General features: G+C 39.0%; 18 protein-coding genes and 1 pseudogene. All 19 read left to right on the plus strand.

The window, feature by feature from the left end; translation table 11 throughout:
* Positions 1–73: 73 nt before the first annotated feature.
* The 19 genes and pseudogenes from E5342_RS17460 to E5342_RS17565 all read left to right on the plus strand — a co-directional run bounded on the left by E5342_RS17460 (position 74) and on the right by E5342_RS17565 (position 14,927).
* Entirely contained in the window at positions 74–772 is a 699-nt protein-coding gene (locus E5342_RS17460; protein ID WP_135959928.1) for a hypothetical protein, read from the plus strand.
* A gap of 12 nt (positions 773–784) precedes the next feature.
* Positions 785–1,270 carry a hypothetical protein gene (locus tag E5342_RS17465; protein ID WP_135959929.1) on the plus strand — a complete coding sequence of 162 codons (486 nt, stop codon included), beginning with the start codon at positions 785–787 and terminating at the stop codon, positions 1,268–1,270.
* On the plus strand, positions 1,260–2,837 hold the full coding sequence (locus E5342_RS17470) for an ankyrin repeat domain-containing protein (RefSeq protein ID WP_135959930.1): 1,578 nt from the start codon (positions 1,260–1,262) through the stop codon (positions 2,835–2,837). Before E5342_RS17465 ends, E5342_RS17470 begins: the two co-directional genes overlap by 11 nt.
* 7 nt (positions 2,838–2,844) lie before the next feature.
* Positions 2,845–3,819 (plus strand): ankyrin repeat domain-containing protein, encoded by a 975-nt coding sequence (locus E5342_RS17475; RefSeq protein WP_135959931.1) that lies wholly within the window; start codon positions 2,845–2,847, stop codon positions 3,817–3,819.
* 38 nt (positions 3,820–3,857) lie between these two features.
* Complete coding sequence (locus E5342_RS17480; RefSeq protein ID WP_135959932.1) at positions 3,858–4,898, plus strand: DUF1266 domain-containing protein; 1,041 nt, start codon at positions 3,858–3,860, stop codon at positions 4,896–4,898.
* 26 nt (positions 4,899–4,924) lie between these two features.
* Entirely contained in the window at positions 4,925–5,512 is a 588-nt protein-coding gene (locus E5342_RS17485; protein ID WP_135959933.1) for a DUF3413 domain-containing protein, read from the plus strand.
* 111 nt (positions 5,513–5,623) lie between these two features.
* Positions 5,624–6,229 (plus strand): ankyrin repeat domain-containing protein, encoded by a 606-nt coding sequence (locus E5342_RS17490; RefSeq protein WP_227805456.1) that lies wholly within the window; start codon positions 5,624–5,626, stop codon positions 6,227–6,229.
* 24 nt (positions 6,230–6,253) lie between these two features.
* A complete protein-coding gene (locus E5342_RS17495; RefSeq protein WP_227805458.1) occupies positions 6,254–6,727 on the plus strand; it encodes a hypothetical protein in 474 nt (157 codons plus the stop codon).
* Between the two features lie 313 nt (positions 6,728–7,040).
* Positions 7,041–7,796: a PoNi-like cognate immunity protein gene (locus tag E5342_RS17505; RefSeq protein WP_135959935.1), complete on the plus strand. Its 756-nt coding sequence runs from the start codon at positions 7,041–7,043 to the stop codon at positions 7,794–7,796.
* A gap of 32 nt (positions 7,797–7,828) precedes the next feature.
* Entirely contained in the window at positions 7,829–8,476 is a 648-nt protein-coding gene (locus E5342_RS17510; RefSeq protein WP_135959936.1) for a hypothetical protein, read from the plus strand.
* 75 nt (positions 8,477–8,551) lie between these two features.
* Positions 8,552–9,020: pseudogene (locus tag E5342_RS17515) on the plus strand (hypothetical protein).
* Between the two features lie 30 nt (positions 9,021–9,050).
* Positions 9,051–9,767, plus strand: coding sequence for a hypothetical protein (locus E5342_RS17520; protein ID WP_135959937.1), 717 nt, complete (start codon positions 9,051–9,053; stop codon positions 9,765–9,767).
* Positions 9,768–9,823: 56 nt separating this feature from the next.
* A complete protein-coding gene (locus E5342_RS17525) occupies positions 9,824–10,549 on the plus strand; it encodes a hypothetical protein (RefSeq protein ID WP_135959938.1) in 726 nt (241 codons plus the stop codon).
* Between the two features lie 75 nt (positions 10,550–10,624).
* Positions 10,625–11,209 (plus strand): conjugal transfer protein TraG, encoded by a 585-nt coding sequence (locus E5342_RS17530; protein ID WP_135959939.1) that lies wholly within the window; start codon positions 10,625–10,627, stop codon positions 11,207–11,209.
* A 95-nt stretch (positions 11,210–11,304) separates the two neighbouring features.
* The gene (locus tag E5342_RS17535) at positions 11,305–11,751 is read left to right on the plus strand and encodes a hypothetical protein (RefSeq protein ID WP_135959940.1); all 447 of its coding nucleotides are present in this window, start codon (positions 11,305–11,307) and stop codon (positions 11,749–11,751) included.
* 24 nt (positions 11,752–11,775) lie between these two features.
* Positions 11,776–12,513 carry a hypothetical protein gene (locus E5342_RS17540; protein WP_135959941.1) on the plus strand — a complete coding sequence of 246 codons (738 nt, stop codon included), beginning with the start codon at positions 11,776–11,778 and terminating at the stop codon, positions 12,511–12,513.
* A 975-nt stretch (positions 12,514–13,488) separates the two neighbouring features.
* Entirely contained in the window at positions 13,489–13,863 is a 375-nt protein-coding gene (locus E5342_RS17555) for a hypothetical protein (RefSeq protein ID WP_135959944.1), read from the plus strand.
* 8 nt (positions 13,864–13,871) lie between these two features.
* A complete protein-coding gene (locus tag E5342_RS17560; protein WP_135959945.1) occupies positions 13,872–14,390 on the plus strand; it encodes a hypothetical protein in 519 nt (172 codons plus the stop codon).
* Between the two features lie 21 nt (positions 14,391–14,411).
* The gene (locus E5342_RS17565; protein ID WP_135959946.1) at positions 14,412–14,927 is read left to right on the plus strand and encodes an Imm5 family immunity protein; all 516 of its coding nucleotides are present in this window, start codon (positions 14,412–14,414) and stop codon (positions 14,925–14,927) included.
* The last annotated feature ends 31 nt before the right edge of the window (positions 14,928–14,958 follow it).

Below are 14,958 nucleotides of genomic sequence, written 5' to 3' on the forward strand. Positions count from 1 at the left end.
CACGACTGAATATTAACTTTAGCCATTATGCTGCTTAATTTTGATTAGTTACTTATTTATTAATAAAAACAATTTGAAAATTATGAATGCAAAATTATTGAAGAACCTGTTTATGACATTGGTCATAGCAATTTTTATCTCTTCCTGTTCATCTGCAAATGATTGTACAATGGCTTCCGATGAAGGTGTAGCTAAAGTAAAGGAACTTGTAAAAAAACATGTGGATATAAACGAATGTAAAATTTACCGCATAGAATGGAAAGAAGATAGGCAAGAACGCAAATTGGAAAACGTATTGAGCCAAATCAGCGTAGATTACATCGACAAGAAGGACAATGACTATAATTTGACCATTAATTATACGGATGGTGAATTTGTACCCGAAGAACCGAGAAAAGGAAAATTCGCATCAAACTCTTATAAATATACTACAGCCATTGAGATTGACGGAATGAATGCCGAGGAAATACGGCACAATATTGCCAGTGGCGGTGAATTGGTAATCCTTCAGGAAGAAGGCGAACAATATGAGTTCAAATCGGTAGAAAAATATATGCTGTATATGCGTCCCGTCCCCAAAGATTACGAAGATCACTGGAAGAAATGGGGTGATGACAAAAAAAAGGAGTATCGGCAATTGCGCCAGATGTTCGAACTCAATTTTATCAAAAAGGACGAACAAAAGGAGGTCAGGGGAAGACACGTTTGGACGAACTATTACACCGTGCCGTTTGAAACTAATGAAGCCGGTGAAGTTGAGATAGAACAATAATCCTGTTTGCCCATGACACTGTTTGTCAATACACCAAAGATAACCGACAGCGAAGCGGAAGAGCTGTTCTCTGCCGGAATGTCACTTCTGTCCTGCAAGGCTTTCCCTGCCGCTTATTTGTGTTTCAACCGCATTCCGAACAAGGAATTCAGGCTGTTGTACAACAAGGCACTATGTTGCTTCATGGTAAAATGGCATGATGAATGTTACAGATTGCTTTGTGAGGCGGAACGGCTTATGTCCGATGGGAATGTTATCCGCATGGCAGAGTTACCCGAAGCATTCCTTCGTTATGATTATGATGAAGGGCATCCTTTTTATCCCATGCCGCAAGGTATTCCGGTATCTGTGGCATACAGGCAACTGCTGCGGTTAAAAGCGGAAACCGCATTCAAATTGCATTTGTATAGTGAAGTCAAGGCTATTTCCGGGCGTCTGGGGGGCAAGTACCGGCATATTGAAGAACTAATCTTAAAAATTGGGAACAATGACTTGTAAAGAGATATATAATCTGCACGCATTCAGAGCTAAGGAGTCCGATTTACACGATGCGTATTGGGATGTTCCGCTTGATAGTCGGGACGAAACCCACAAAAACAATACTTCTCTGCATATAGCCTGCTATTTTGCAGACATAACCGCAGTAGGCATACTGCTGGACAGAGGTATGGATGTCAATGTAAAAAATGATGACGGCGACACACCATTGTGCGTTCTGGCAAGATGCAACCCTTGTCTGAACGATGCCGTCTTTGCCGATATTGCCGGACTGCTGCTTTCCAAGGGGGCAAGAGTGCCACGGTCAGGCAAGGATACAACCGCCTTGATAGAAGCGGTACGCAACCGCCACTTCCTGATGGCTGATATTCTCTTGGAATCGGGAAACCGTATCGATTCTACCGCTCCGGGCGGTGACAATGTGTTGCACGTCCTCTGTCTATCTGCCGGACTCATCGCAGACGACATCAGGCGTGCAGAAAGACGGATAGCAGACTTTTCTGAACGGTGGTACTCGGAAGAATCCAAACAGGAGACAGTTGATGAATTGGAAAACCTGCGGGAGGCGGACAGGCAGTGTTGCCACACGGCAAGACTGATTCTGGAGAACGGGCAGATAGACCCGGAGGAAAAGAACGACAGCGGAAAGATGCCTTTTGACATAGCCTCAGAAAACGGTGCCCGAAAAATCGGAGCATTGTTGTCGGGGCAAGTTCCCAAGACGGACGAGCTTGCCGCTCTTGCCGGAGGGTTGGACATCTTTCAGGCATTGTGGTACAAGGACGAAGCGGCATGGGATGCCCTGCTACGTTCCGGCGTAGAGACTCAGACCGTCTGCGAGGATAAAAAACTATCCGACTTTCAGGGCAAATCTCCTTTGGGATGCGCTTTGTCATGGAACAACTACCCAGCAGCGGAAATGTTGCTCAGGGGCGGTGCTGACCCGAATTTCAAGGACTCGGAAGAGCGGACTGCTTTTGCCGTATGGATGAATGAAAAAAACTGCTGCACAGAAAATAAAGAGGAATGCTTGCATTTCCTCCAATGCTTGACAGAGTGCGGGTGGAATCCAGAGTCCCCAGCCGATAAAGAGGGTAACACGGCATTATCCGTTGCTTGCCGAAGAGCAGGGAGCGAATTAGGGAATTGGGCTATCCGTTATCTCGTGAAGAACGGGGCTGATGTCAATGCCGCCAATATGCAAGGCCAGACTCCGGCAATGAACCTCTATGGAGGATGCTTCTGGAACGGGAATATTCCCCGTATCGCAGGTTTCCCACGATCATATCCATATGGTGGACGCAGCTGCACAGAAGAAGATGCGGAGATACTTGAAATCCTGCTTGAAGCCGGGGCAGATATAAACGCCAAGGACAAATGGGGTAATACCCTGTTGCATTATATCGCAGCCAGCTCGATAAGGGGGGCGAAAGAAGCTGCTGCCCTTGTGACAGACTTCGGTACTCCGGATGTGAACGCCGTGAACAACGAGGGAAAAATGGCTTTGGACATTGCAGCGGAAAAGAACAATGAAACTCTTGTAAAATTTTTATTGAAATATAGTTGATAATCGTATGGACAATAACATGACTTTTTTGAATGCGTGCCGCAACGGACAGAAAAGCATTGTACAGATATTCCTTAAAAAAGGAGGCATCAATGTAAATAAACGGGATGCGGAGGGTAATACTCCGTTGTATTATGCTTGCCTGAAAGGATTTAGGGACATTGTGACTATTCTACTGGACAACGATGCGGATGTTTCCATTGCCAATAACTCTTCGGAAATGCCTTTACATGCAACTGCCAAAAGTGGGAACAAGGAAATAATAGGAAAACTGATCCAATATGGGGCTGATTTGGATGCTACAGACAAGGAAGGACGTACTCCTTTAATTTGTCTCCTTGACAACAAGCGCACCGATGCAGCACTGTTTCTGATAGAACAAGGTGCAGACACGGAAATAGCAGACAATACAGGTCACAAAGCTATAGATTACGCTACAGCCCACGGGTTACGTGAAGTGGTGACATGTCTGTCGGTGAAAGAGACAACCGACGGACATGGAAACACGCCACTGCATCAGGCAGTTTTCAACGGACAATCAGAAACAGTCCGTATGCTACTTCCCACTTCGGGCAATATGCTGAATGCGCCGAACGATGCAGGAGAAACGCCACTGATTATTGCTTGTATGAAAGGCAACCTTATCATAGCAGACTTACTGATCGATGCCGGTGCAGAAGTGAATAAAGCCCTTTTGAACGGGAATACTCCCTTGCATTTTGCTGTTTGGTCGGAAAACAAGTTTATTGGCCGGAAATTGATAGCGACCAATGCACAAGTGGATGCACAGAATGAAAATGGGGAAACACCCCTTATCCTTGCAGCCAGAGAAGGAAACAACGAGTTCGCCGCACTGCTTGTGGAACACGGGGCGAACGTGAACCTTGCGGATAATCTTCAACGGACGGCATTGTATTATGCCGGCGAGCGAGGTTATAACGAAATAGTGGAAATGCTTTTGACAGCAGGAGCAGAAGGATAATATATCACACATATTTACATAGTTAAATAATTGACAGTATGACAAAAGAAAAATCAAATCCTCAAAGTCCTGAGGAAATGGCAAAGATGGCTCAGGAAGCCGCTGTAAAATCAGCAATGGAACAAACTCAAGCCATGTTTGGAAACATTCCGGGATTTCAGATGCCCGGTGGTATGCAGGAACAAATTATGACCCAGATGGGAAGCGGAGTTCCTGATATGGCTGAAATTCAGGCACAGCAGGAGGCTATGCTTAAAGCTGCCGGTGTTGATCCGGCAGTGGTTGCACAGGCAGGTATGCAGAATATGGCATTTGCCCAGCAAATGATGCAGGAAGCAATGGACGGTACTCTTGGTAAAGGGTTGTCTTCATCCGATGCTATGGCGCAAATGATGGAAGCCTTTGGGGATGACGGGTGGACTATCAACAGATCCGAAACCGGGAAACTGGATGCAGAACAGCTACGTCTATTAGCGTTCGGTGCCCCCATGCTGGTTTACAATGATGAGAAGGTAGACTCGCTGGCCGATGATGAAGATGTTGAAACCATCAAATGCACACTTAAAGATTGGTGGAACGTCACAGACAGGGAGAGCACATTGGATATTGTCAAATGGTTACTGGAAGAGGGACATCACGCCGAAGCCGATGAGGCTCTGGCGGAAATCCATAAACGCAGGATTGAGAATATATCCCAAGAAGAACGATGTGACGAGGAAAGCAAGATGGGAGATGTATGCCTGATAATGGAGAGTATGCTTGAAAACGGCTGGTGTCCGAAAGGGCAAATGCCGGACAGTGTCATTGCATGGGATCTGGTGCGGGTCGTGAACCTCGGACGCTGGGCATATCTTTGCGGCTATGTGAATGAGGATGAGATGTGGCAGATCATGCAGGTAGCGGCAGACATCGCACTCGAACACTTTTCTTCATGGGAGGAATATGGCCGGAGTTTCATCATGGGACGTGGTGTATGGCATGGTGAACCCGTTGACAGTGAAACGGCATACGAGATCGTAGAACTCTTGCTGGAGAATGATGAATCACCGTGGAAGCAGTCAAGTTTTAGAGCAAAATAAAGAACAAACTTAAAAACGAAACAAATATGAAATCAGAAAATGAAAAAAATATAGATCAGGAAAAACATTTTCCCAGTCATTTCGGAGAGGTCTATGATGCCATGCCGGAGAAATTCGAAAAGCGTAAGAACAAGTTCAAACCAATTATTTATTGGGTACTGACAGCTGTATGTGTATTGCTTGTCATTTTTCCCGAATGGTTGCCATTTATCCCCTCGTGGCTGATACGGGTAGTTGGTGTTGTCGGAGCTATCTATTTGGGTTTAACCGCATTGGTCGCAGACCTTAGTATCTATAACCGTGAAAGCGGTGGTGAAGTGAAGCGTTACAAGACCAAAAAGTTCATTAGTAGCATGACTGACAAAGAGGATATTGTCGACGCTTTTAACCGCCATGATTTTGAGTACCTGTGCGATCTGCCCAGCGGTAATGATCAACCTGTGCAGCTGCAAGTGGAAAAGGATGAAACAGGACATGAATTCTATTGTATCTTGGTTACTTACACTCCGGGATATAAGATTGTCGGACTTGCGGATCCCATTATCCTCACCGGGGATGAATATGAAAAGAACAAAGTATTTATCCAACATATGTGCGATCATGATGCTGACTGACAACCGGCATTGTTTCTCGTAAAAATCCCCTAATCGGAAGGAAAGCCACATGCGACCTCCTGTTATCGGTTTATGCGGCTTTCCTTGTTTTTCCAAATGAAAATTATGCAGATGGTTAATTGGATATTGCTTTTTCTTGCAACGTTGTTTGGTTATTTGGATAGCATGAAAGCAACCCCATTGTTACAAGACACCATACGGGATGAGGCTTACCAGCTTTATCCGCTGGGGATTGCTTGCCGTAATAATGATCTGGAAACCATAAAACGATTACTTGCAGGAAAAGATGAACCTATGGCAATGGGTAACGATTCTTATGAGTTTGATATACTCTATACAGCAATCTACTTTAACAAAGAAGATGTGCTAAAATACGCTCTTACCCGATACAAGGATCTTAACGATAGAGTATATAGTGATGAATACGGACTTACGCTTCTGACATACGCTTGCAAATTGTCTAACGTAAAGTTAGCTCGTATCTTGCTGGAGCATGGCATTCACGTAAATGGTTATCAAAGTCCATACGACACCTACACGGTATATCCGATTATGGAAGCCATTGCCAATAATAACATAGAACTGGTACGGTTGCTCTTAGAGTATCATGCAGATCTTAATGTAAAGGATAGTAACGGAATCACCCCTCTTGCTTTGGCAAAGGAAACAGGTGCAAAGGAGATTGAAAATTTACTTTTACAAGGGATGAAACAATAAAAATAATGCTAACAACGCAGGATAATGGATGAGCTGTTTTCTGCTGACCCATTAGTAACAATAGTGCGAAACATGAGAATTATAAAAATAATATTGTATTACTTACTATTGGCAAGTAGCCTTTATGCAGGTACAGCTATTATAAGCCCCTTATACGGAACAGGGTGGCATTTTTCGCTTGCATCTATGTATTGGGCTGTCTTTTCAGTGTTGTTTGTAGGAAGCGACTTGTGGCTACATCATAAAATATCACGCCTTATCGCCTTGTCTATATTGGCTCTTACCTACCTAATGAGTTTTGAATATTATTTGTTTTGTGATGAATACAGATTCGTGGTTCATCAAGGTTCAAACGAAAAGATTTTTTTAGCAGACATAGGCAAATTTCATGAGTATTGGTTTTATCAAGGTTTGTTGGTTGCCTATCTGCTCTTGGCAATTGTTTTTTCGCATCTATTGACAGAAAGAAAGTTATTGATGAAGCAGGATAACGGATAAGCTAACCCATTAGTGATAATTGCATAATTCTAAATTCAAAATATAGATATATGATTGTATGTGCGATGACTATTATACTTTTAGCGATTTTGCTGTCGCTATTCTTGTTGAGAAAGAAAAAATGCAGCACCGAAAAGAAAATAACACTGATAGTATGCTTCTCGGTAGGTATGTATATTTTGTTCAGTATGATTATGTTATCATATTTCTTCTTAGGTGATTTCTCCGCAGAAGAATTATGGTAAAAATCACTAATGAAGTGGGTAATGGGCAAACCGTTCCTTGCGAAACTATCAAAAACAGTGTACTATACATGGAAACAAGAGATAAACTTTTTACAGAAGAACAGTATAGAAAACAACTTGCTGGATATTCCAAAAGGTGTAAACAGTTAGAAAGTAGCATTATGGAAATTATCAATGCAGAGAAAGAACATATTCAATTATACTCTGCTCCAAATTCTAATGTTGCTTACAATAAAATAGTTACGCTTTTTGGATGTAAATTGAATTCATTTCTAACCAAGTATTCAGTTGGGGAAGATATGGAAGTATTAAAATATGATTACAATGATTTATTAGAAACGCTAACAAATCATTGGACGATTACCGGTATGTATGTACAGATGTTATGGATGTTGTCTATTGGAATAATGTTAGATACAGATGAGCAAAATATAAGGATATTATCAGGTATGATTGACAATGAAAATGTTAATGATGCCTTGTATGATTTTTTAATAAAATACAGATTAACCGATTGGGAAAGATGCTCCAACACAGTATTGTTTCCAGTTCCTTATCAAAGTGCATTGTCTATAATTTCCAGCAACAATCAAAGTAAGGAATTGTCTATTCAGAAATTAGAGAAGTATCTTAAAAAGGAATGGTATCGAGGTCATTCTGATTGTGCTTGGCATGACGACCATAAATATGGCATCAGGCATGACGGCTATTGGAGTTTTGAAAGCGGTGCATTAGTTAAGATCTTGGGACTGGATGATAGCAGCCTGAAAGGACTACCATACTATCCATATGATATGGTACACTGGAATGAAAACAAAATATGATGTTAACTAACCATTATTGATAATTGCATATTATGTTACAAGTACTTAGATATACAGCATTTTATATTGCCCTGTTCTTGCTTCTATCAAGTTGCACCACAATCAATGGAATAAAAAAGGTATCGTGCCATTTGACAGATACAATAAGCCAGCGTGATTTACATCTTACCGCAACTTATAATGTCGCAGTTGGAAATAGAGATACTATCTGTTGTTCTGATAGGTCTTTTGAAGAAATGATGCAATTCGAGGACGGAATGGGTGTAAAATATCTGCGTACAGTTACAGATAAGGAACATCACATTAAATCTGTATATGCCTACGATGATGACAGGAATTTATTGTATTGTAACTTTGAATTTATGTCTGATAGTGATTATAACAGTGTACCAATCGGTAGAGAGTACAAATTTAATTCACAAGGAGATATAACCGAAATCATAAATCACGAAGAAGGATATTCAATTTGTTGTGAACAAGCAATGTATATCGGTGACAGATATAGTAAGCGAAAGGCAAGTAAGGAACATTCAAAACGGATCTTGGATAGAGGTAAATGGCAAGGTAAGAAAGTTTGGGAATATCACTATACAGACAAAAAGAAGCAAGATAAAATGCTTGTCATTGACGGAAATAGTGGAAAAATACTCAAAAAGAAAAATGTTTATGTAACATATTAATATATCAATAACAAGCCAAGTTAGCTACTGAACGCAGCTTCTTGTCAAACCATTATTAACAATAGTACGATGAAGATGAATAAAACAGTTTGGTCTATCCTATCATTGACAACTTTTAGTGTTTTGCTGATAGCCATAACATTATTTTGTGGTGGCTTAGGCTTTGGTCGTCTGTTTGGAATATATGGCATTATGGAATATTGTCTTTTAGGTATGCTTATACTTATAGATATACTGGTAATTTACAAGGTCTATAAACTATATGCAGTGCAGCCTAAAGCCATAATGTTATTGTTGGGTTTGGAATGTTGCTCTATCCTTTTGTGGTTTGCCTTTATCTATATAGATCAAAGTCTATTAGACTGGCAAATTACAAACTTCATATTGCAAGCTGTCAGTTTAGATGGTTTCACAGGGGATGAACGGGGATTGAATATACTTGCAGTCTTATGCGGCATAATCTATCCTCTTATCGGGATTGGGTGTTTATGTATCGGACGAGGATTTATTAAATAAGTTAGTAACAACGAAAGATAGCATCTAATGATGCTTCTTTCTAACCATTATCAACAATATGTATCGCATTGCAAACATAGTATTATTTGTTCTTGCCATTTTAGTGGTAACAGGTTGTTCTTGTAGTAAAATTCTGTGTGAACGTAACATACAAGATGAGATACTCTATGTTGGTAAACTTGTTAAGCAAAGTCAGAAAGAGTCCCACTATATAGAAGAAGATGCGAAAAGGCTGTTTATAAATTCGGCTACGGTTTATCCCGATACATTATACTACCAACAATATACTTCATTGCAAAGTTATTTCTATGGAGAAACCGGATTTGACTTATATTGTATGTGGTATGCACGGTTTAATGCCAATAATGGGAAGCATTATCGTAGTGAACGTAAGACGTTAAACAAAATATTCTATTGTGTAAATGATATGTTGAGATGTATTGCTGGAGGTGGAACCGGCTTTACACATGAAACATACCGCATACCAGCATACACAGAGTATTACATTTATAAATACCAGAATATGGAAGCCAATAAACAGCTCCAAGATAATGATATAAGCCAAACAATTTCAAATTTATGGCAGATAATAGCTACTTATAATAACGAAGATATGCCCTTTGAAATATTGGCTTATAAAATGAAATACATATATGAAAATGTGGAATATATAAAATCATTGCTTACTACTGAAAAATATAATTGTTGTCTGCAAGAATATATGTACAGGCTAATAAATGAGAATGTAAGTGAGCAAGAACAATTGAGTTTATAACAACGAAAGATAGCATCTAATGATGTTTTTTCTAACCATTAATAATAATTGAGCGCATGAAAAAGATTATTTTCCACATATTAGCATTTCTGTTTTGTTTGTCTATACAAGCACAACAGCGTTTCTTCGGTGTCATTCAGGATGCGGACGGATATGTAAATGTACGTAGCACAAGTGGAGCAGTAATAGGCAAATTATTGGATAATCATGTGTTTGTTGATTGGGATGCACAAAAGAGTCATAAAGAATGGCATAGCGTAGAATATGGGGCAGAAACGGGTATAACCAAGACTTGCCCAAGTGGAAATACCTATACAGGAGAAATCCATAAAAGCCGCATCCATTATTTACCAGATTTGTCACAGTTGAAGAAACAGCCACAAAGTACGGATAAATGCCTTGTATATGCCAACGACACATTAACTGTAAAGATAAACTTCCAAGACTTTAATCTACAAAAACATGCCATTGTTTATGATTTGGAAGCAGGTTTTGTTCGGAGTATTGACGGTTGTTCTGACTTGATAGGCATAGATGGTAATATTCCGCATAAAGAATATGCTTCTATCATTATCAAGCATCCTACCGGAATATTGGAATTCCCAACAGCATATATAACACATCTATACGAACCGAACCAAAACAATGTTGTCGTGGCATTGGGAAAAGGGAACTCACTGTTCATCAGCACACAGAACAGTGACGGTGCAGGTGGATATTATGCCATATGGACAGTAGAAAATTATCTTGTTAAAAGTCTATTTGTGCTACATGGCTTTTGACTAAAATATAGCTAACAACGCAGGATAACGGACAAACCGTTCCCTGCTAACCATTATAAACATATTGATTGGAATATGACGAGATCTAATTTCTTTTATATCATTCTTGGTATTCATGTATTATGTGGAATATTAGGATTGATAATATTAAGTTTTATAGATGTATATGACCGAATACGCTGGAGTATTGGTGATATGCTACGTTTATTGTTTTTTCTTACTCCTTTCGTGCTGATTTTCTGTGTTCCGAAGAAAATGCCCACATGGAGTAAAGTCTGTATGCGCATTTATTGTGTAGTATATATATTACCATTCGTTATATTTCCTCCATTATGGTGGATGATGTTCAATTTCGACTATGTTATTGCTGAAAATGAGCAGTATATTATTCGTTTCTATAAAGGTGGATTGCGTGATTATTATGAGCAAAAAAGTATATATAAAAAAAGTGGGATTTTAGAGAAATATATAGGGTGTTTCGACTGTTACGGCTCTGGTATATACTATGAGTTAAACCAGTTGGAATATGATATTGAAAAATTCAAGATTGATGAAATGACATTTACCGGAAAAGTGATTTTGAAACGAAATAAAGATGAGCAAATTGTAACTAAAGATACACTTATTGTTTGTCCAATAGTTAAAGATGCACCCTTTTAATTGAGTTTATAACGAGATCGAATCAACTATTATCAATAATTAAAAGAGAATACAATGACAAAAGATATAGAAAGTGGTTTTTAATAGATAATGACATGAGTGAAGGTATAAAAAAGAGTAGTTATCATTTTAAGTTCGTCAATCCCCGACAGATGAAGAAGTATAAGTTTTACTTTTTCGACTACCTCTATTATATGGGTGAAATCTATCATGAAAACAAATGGGGTGAAAGTAATTGGCGTATGTCAGGTTTTGGTGTACTGATTTGGTATTGGGGATTAATCCTATATCCTTTTCTCACGATTCTGTTCGAATATATAGAGAACAGCGAGGCGAAACGTGCAATCATATATGGCTGGGGAATGTTCCCGATCGTTTTCTGTCTTTTACGATACCGCAAAGCGAGATGCGATGCCCTGATGAAACATTACGACGGGAAGAAGCATATCGGTATCATAAAGCTCCTGTTTACGCCTTTGGCTTTGTTTGTTCTGGAACAATGGCTGTTTGGAAAATTGGGATGGACAGACAGTATATGGTAATAAATTGAATTTCATTCATAAAATATGAAACAGAGTATTAGTATATTTCTATTCTTTTGGATTTGTGGAGTAGCTTATCCACAAAATCCTAAGGTGAATATTTTGCGACAAGACCTTTCGGGCTTGTTTGACAATCTAAGCATGATTGGTATATTGGGAGAAGATTGTAGCCGCATTGACATTCATTTTACTGAAGCTCGGAAAACGGATAGTAGAGAATATGAGATAAAGGGTGTCAGTCGTACCCGATTATCCATAATCTGTCCGTTTAAGGGAAAGGTTTGTATAGATAGTATTTCTTCTGATTTTCAACTGAAAAGTGAATGTACGGAAGTGGACGGTTTCATATACGGGCATTACTCCTTTGTGGAATACGGAGATAAACGATATAGCGGTACATTCTCCGGGGCTTTCAAGCAGGGGTATCGGATGAACAGACAGCAGATAGAGAATGGACGGAATGAAATAGCAGAACTGAAATTGAACTTGTCTGAATATCGGGGCAAATGGAAATCTGCAAATGGACTGACAAAAGTCTGTTCTTGGGCAGATGAGATTATACCCAATACTCCTGCAAACTTCTGCCTGTTTAATGATGCAGGCGAATGGATTGTATCACCGAAATATCGTAAGAATGGTTGGGAGAATCTATATAATGCCTATCACAATGAGACTCTGGCAACGGACGAGATACAAAAGGCTCGTGAAATGGAAGAACAGGAATGGTGGGTAAATAAAAGCCAATCATGCAAAGTAAATTGAGTTTCTAACAAAGCGTGACATTAGCAGTAATAGAAGCATGAAAAAGATTATTGACTATTTGTTTTATAGATATTATTTGGTTTGCTTGAAAAATGAGGAATTCCCACGTTTTGGTGCAGCTTGTATATTATCGGAAGTTATTTCAATCACTTATATGTTCGCATCTTTCATATTTTCATTCTTTTTGACTGGAGATTTCTTTTTTTCATATATGTCTAAACTAACAATACTTATTATATGGATAATCGGTTTTATACTTCCTTGGATTGTTGTGTACGTATATTATAATAAGAAACGGATTCGCATCTTATTAGAGAAATTTCAAGACAATGTTTATAATACCAAATATTCAGACAAGGCAGTATTAAGTATCAGGTATATTGTACTTACTGTCGGTCTTCTTTTAATGCTCTTTCTTAGTCAGTTTCAATGATAGTGAGCAAGTTATGAAGTATCAATAATTTAGCCTCGATAAAAACATTCGTAAATATGAGAAATAGAAAAGAAACAATAAGCCACTTCGAACGGAATCATTTGGTAAGAGAGGGAAAAAAATATAGGTATTATTTCTTTGATTATCTGTATTATCGGTTATATGTGGTATATCGAAAATATAACGAACCAGCACGTTTCAGTGCTTGCGGTGTGCTTTGCATGGTTTCTGTAATTGTATTGTTCTTTTTCAGTATCTTCTTTGCCAGTGTACTACCTGACTATTGGATTTTTACGAGGAAAAACTTTACCCCTTCTCAGGGAGCAGTTATCGGTGGAGGCGTTTCTGTCTTGTGCTTTGTCATATTCTATTTGCGATATACCCGCAAAAGGACTGCTGCCATACTTTTGAAATACAAGGGCAACAGCTGGAACAAGCTAATCCCGGTATGGATGATACTATTTCTTCCTTTAATCCTGTTCCTGACAGGGATATGGATAGTGAGAACAATTTTCTAATTAACAACAATATAGCGATGCTTCATGATAGACTATTTATTTTATCGGTTTTATAGATTGTGGCTTTGTTCCTCTTTAGCAGAGGGAGCCGCATTTATGGCTATGCTTCTATTCTCGGTTATCCTAAGTACCAATGTGTTAATTGTGTGGGGAATATTAACTCAATACAACATTGTGGCATATCCTTTTGATGTTCAATATTATATTATTGAGGGTGGCTTAATCGCATGGTTGAGTGGTCGGTTCTTTATCAAGAATAGATATAAAAAGGTTATAGCTAAGTATGATGATGAGAATCCTATGCAACGTAAGGTTGGAATATGGGTACTCGCCATGTATATCATTATCACCTTGATAGTCTTTTTCATAGAGGCATTATATCGGCAAGGAAAAATATAAATAAAGTTATGAGGAAATTATTGGCAAAATATTACAATATAAATTATTACTGCACTTATAAGTTGCTGTTTTTCATTCTTCGTAGGATGATAAATCCTCTCTATTGGCTAAGCCTCTCGAAATGGGAAAACAGCTATATAAAACGGTTGATTTCGTTTGATAAGAGACAAGAGGCAGCCAGAATGGATAAAGGTACTGATGTTTATATCAGCATGTTGGCACTTAATACCCCATGTATCATCAGTCTTTGGATGCTCTGCCTTGTCGGCTTTGCCTGCACCAAGATTTTCAGGGTAAACATTTTGGCTATCATTTTTGGAAACGAGGTTCTTTTTATTTCATTTCTTATAGTCACCGGGGTGCTCGGATATTATATCAATGAAATATTCTTATTCAAGAAGGACAAATACAGGAAATATTTCACCGAGTTTGAGAAAAAGAAAAGGTATCTGCTCTACTACGGCATCTATGTCGTTTCTACGGTTATGCAAGTGGCGACTTTTTATCTGTTACTTAATAACGCATGATGGAAAAATAATATATCAAATATGGAACAACGGATTACATCATTAGAAACAATAACTTCTTTGATAAGCAAAGGTTTGGATGAGGTCAATCATTCAAACAAAGGGCATTTATCTTTGCCCACAAGACGTGCGATATTACAAGCTATCAATGAACCACTTGTCATTGGAAGAGTAAGTATCTTATGCGCATTGAAAGTATATCCGATATGGAATGACTTTTTCAGGAATGATACGGAAATAATCGGACTGATAGAAAAAACGGAGAAATATCTGCTTGGACAAACGAGTAAAAAGGATTTGTTGAACGATGCCGACCATTTGGACATGTTTGCTGATGATTACATCGAAGATGATATGACAGCCTCGTTTGCAGCCAAGGTTGCTGTTCATGCAGCCTATGATGCCGGTTCAGATGCAAACAGTATTATCAGTGATTACGATTCCGATGAAGAAGTAGAAGACCCGTATGAATGGGATACGGCTTTCCTTGCAAGTTTAGTATATAATGGCGGTCACTACTGTCCCATTAAAATCTGAAAAAGTTCTTTGAAATTATTGAAATATAGTT

Origin of the sequence: Parabacteroides distasonis (assembly GCF_004793765.1) — a bacterium.
GTDB classification, from domain to species: Bacteria; Bacteroidota; Bacteroidia; order Bacteroidales; family Tannerellaceae; genus Parabacteroides; species Parabacteroides distasonis_A.

Coding starts and splice junctions, on each gene's coding strand:
- E5342_RS17465 (WP_135959929.1), top strand. CDS start 785: ATGACACTGTTTGTCAATACACCAAAGATAACCGACAGCGAAGCGGAA.
- E5342_RS17470 (WP_135959930.1), top strand. CDS start 1,260: ATGACTTGTAAAGAGATATATAATCTGCACGCATTCAGAGCTAAGGAG.
- E5342_RS17475 (WP_135959931.1), top strand. CDS start 2,845: ATGGACAATAACATGACTTTTTTGAATGCGTGCCGCAACGGACAGAAA.
- E5342_RS17480 (WP_135959932.1), top strand. CDS start 3,858: ATGACAAAAGAAAAATCAAATCCTCAAAGTCCTGAGGAAATGGCAAAG.
- E5342_RS17485 (WP_135959933.1), top strand. CDS start 4,925: ATGAAATCAGAAAATGAAAAAAATATAGATCAGGAAAAACATTTTCCC.
- E5342_RS17490 (WP_227805456.1), top strand. CDS start 5,624: ATGGTTAATTGGATATTGCTTTTTCTTGCAACGTTGTTTGGTTATTTG.
- E5342_RS17495 (WP_227805458.1), top strand. CDS start 6,254: ATGGATGAGCTGTTTTCTGCTGACCCATTAGTAACAATAGTGCGAAAC.
- E5342_RS17505 (WP_135959935.1), top strand. CDS start 7,041: ATGGAAACAAGAGATAAACTTTTTACAGAAGAACAGTATAGAAAACAA.
- E5342_RS17510 (WP_135959936.1), top strand. CDS start 7,829: ATGTTACAAGTACTTAGATATACAGCATTTTATATTGCCCTGTTCTTG.
- E5342_RS17520 (WP_135959937.1), top strand. CDS start 9,051: ATGTATCGCATTGCAAACATAGTATTATTTGTTCTTGCCATTTTAGTG.
- E5342_RS17525 (WP_135959938.1), top strand. CDS start 9,824: ATGAAAAAGATTATTTTCCACATATTAGCATTTCTGTTTTGTTTGTCT.
- E5342_RS17530 (WP_135959939.1), top strand. CDS start 10,625: ATGACGAGATCTAATTTCTTTTATATCATTCTTGGTATTCATGTATTA.
- E5342_RS17535 (WP_135959940.1), top strand. CDS start 11,305: ATGAGTGAAGGTATAAAAAAGAGTAGTTATCATTTTAAGTTCGTCAAT.
- E5342_RS17540 (WP_135959941.1), top strand. CDS start 11,776: ATGAAACAGAGTATTAGTATATTTCTATTCTTTTGGATTTGTGGAGTA.
- E5342_RS17555 (WP_135959944.1), top strand. CDS start 13,489: ATGATAGACTATTTATTTTATCGGTTTTATAGATTGTGGCTTTGTTCC.
- E5342_RS17560 (WP_135959945.1), top strand. CDS start 13,872: ATGAGGAAATTATTGGCAAAATATTACAATATAAATTATTACTGCACT.
- E5342_RS17565 (WP_135959946.1), top strand. CDS start 14,412: ATGGAACAACGGATTACATCATTAGAAACAATAACTTCTTTGATAAGC.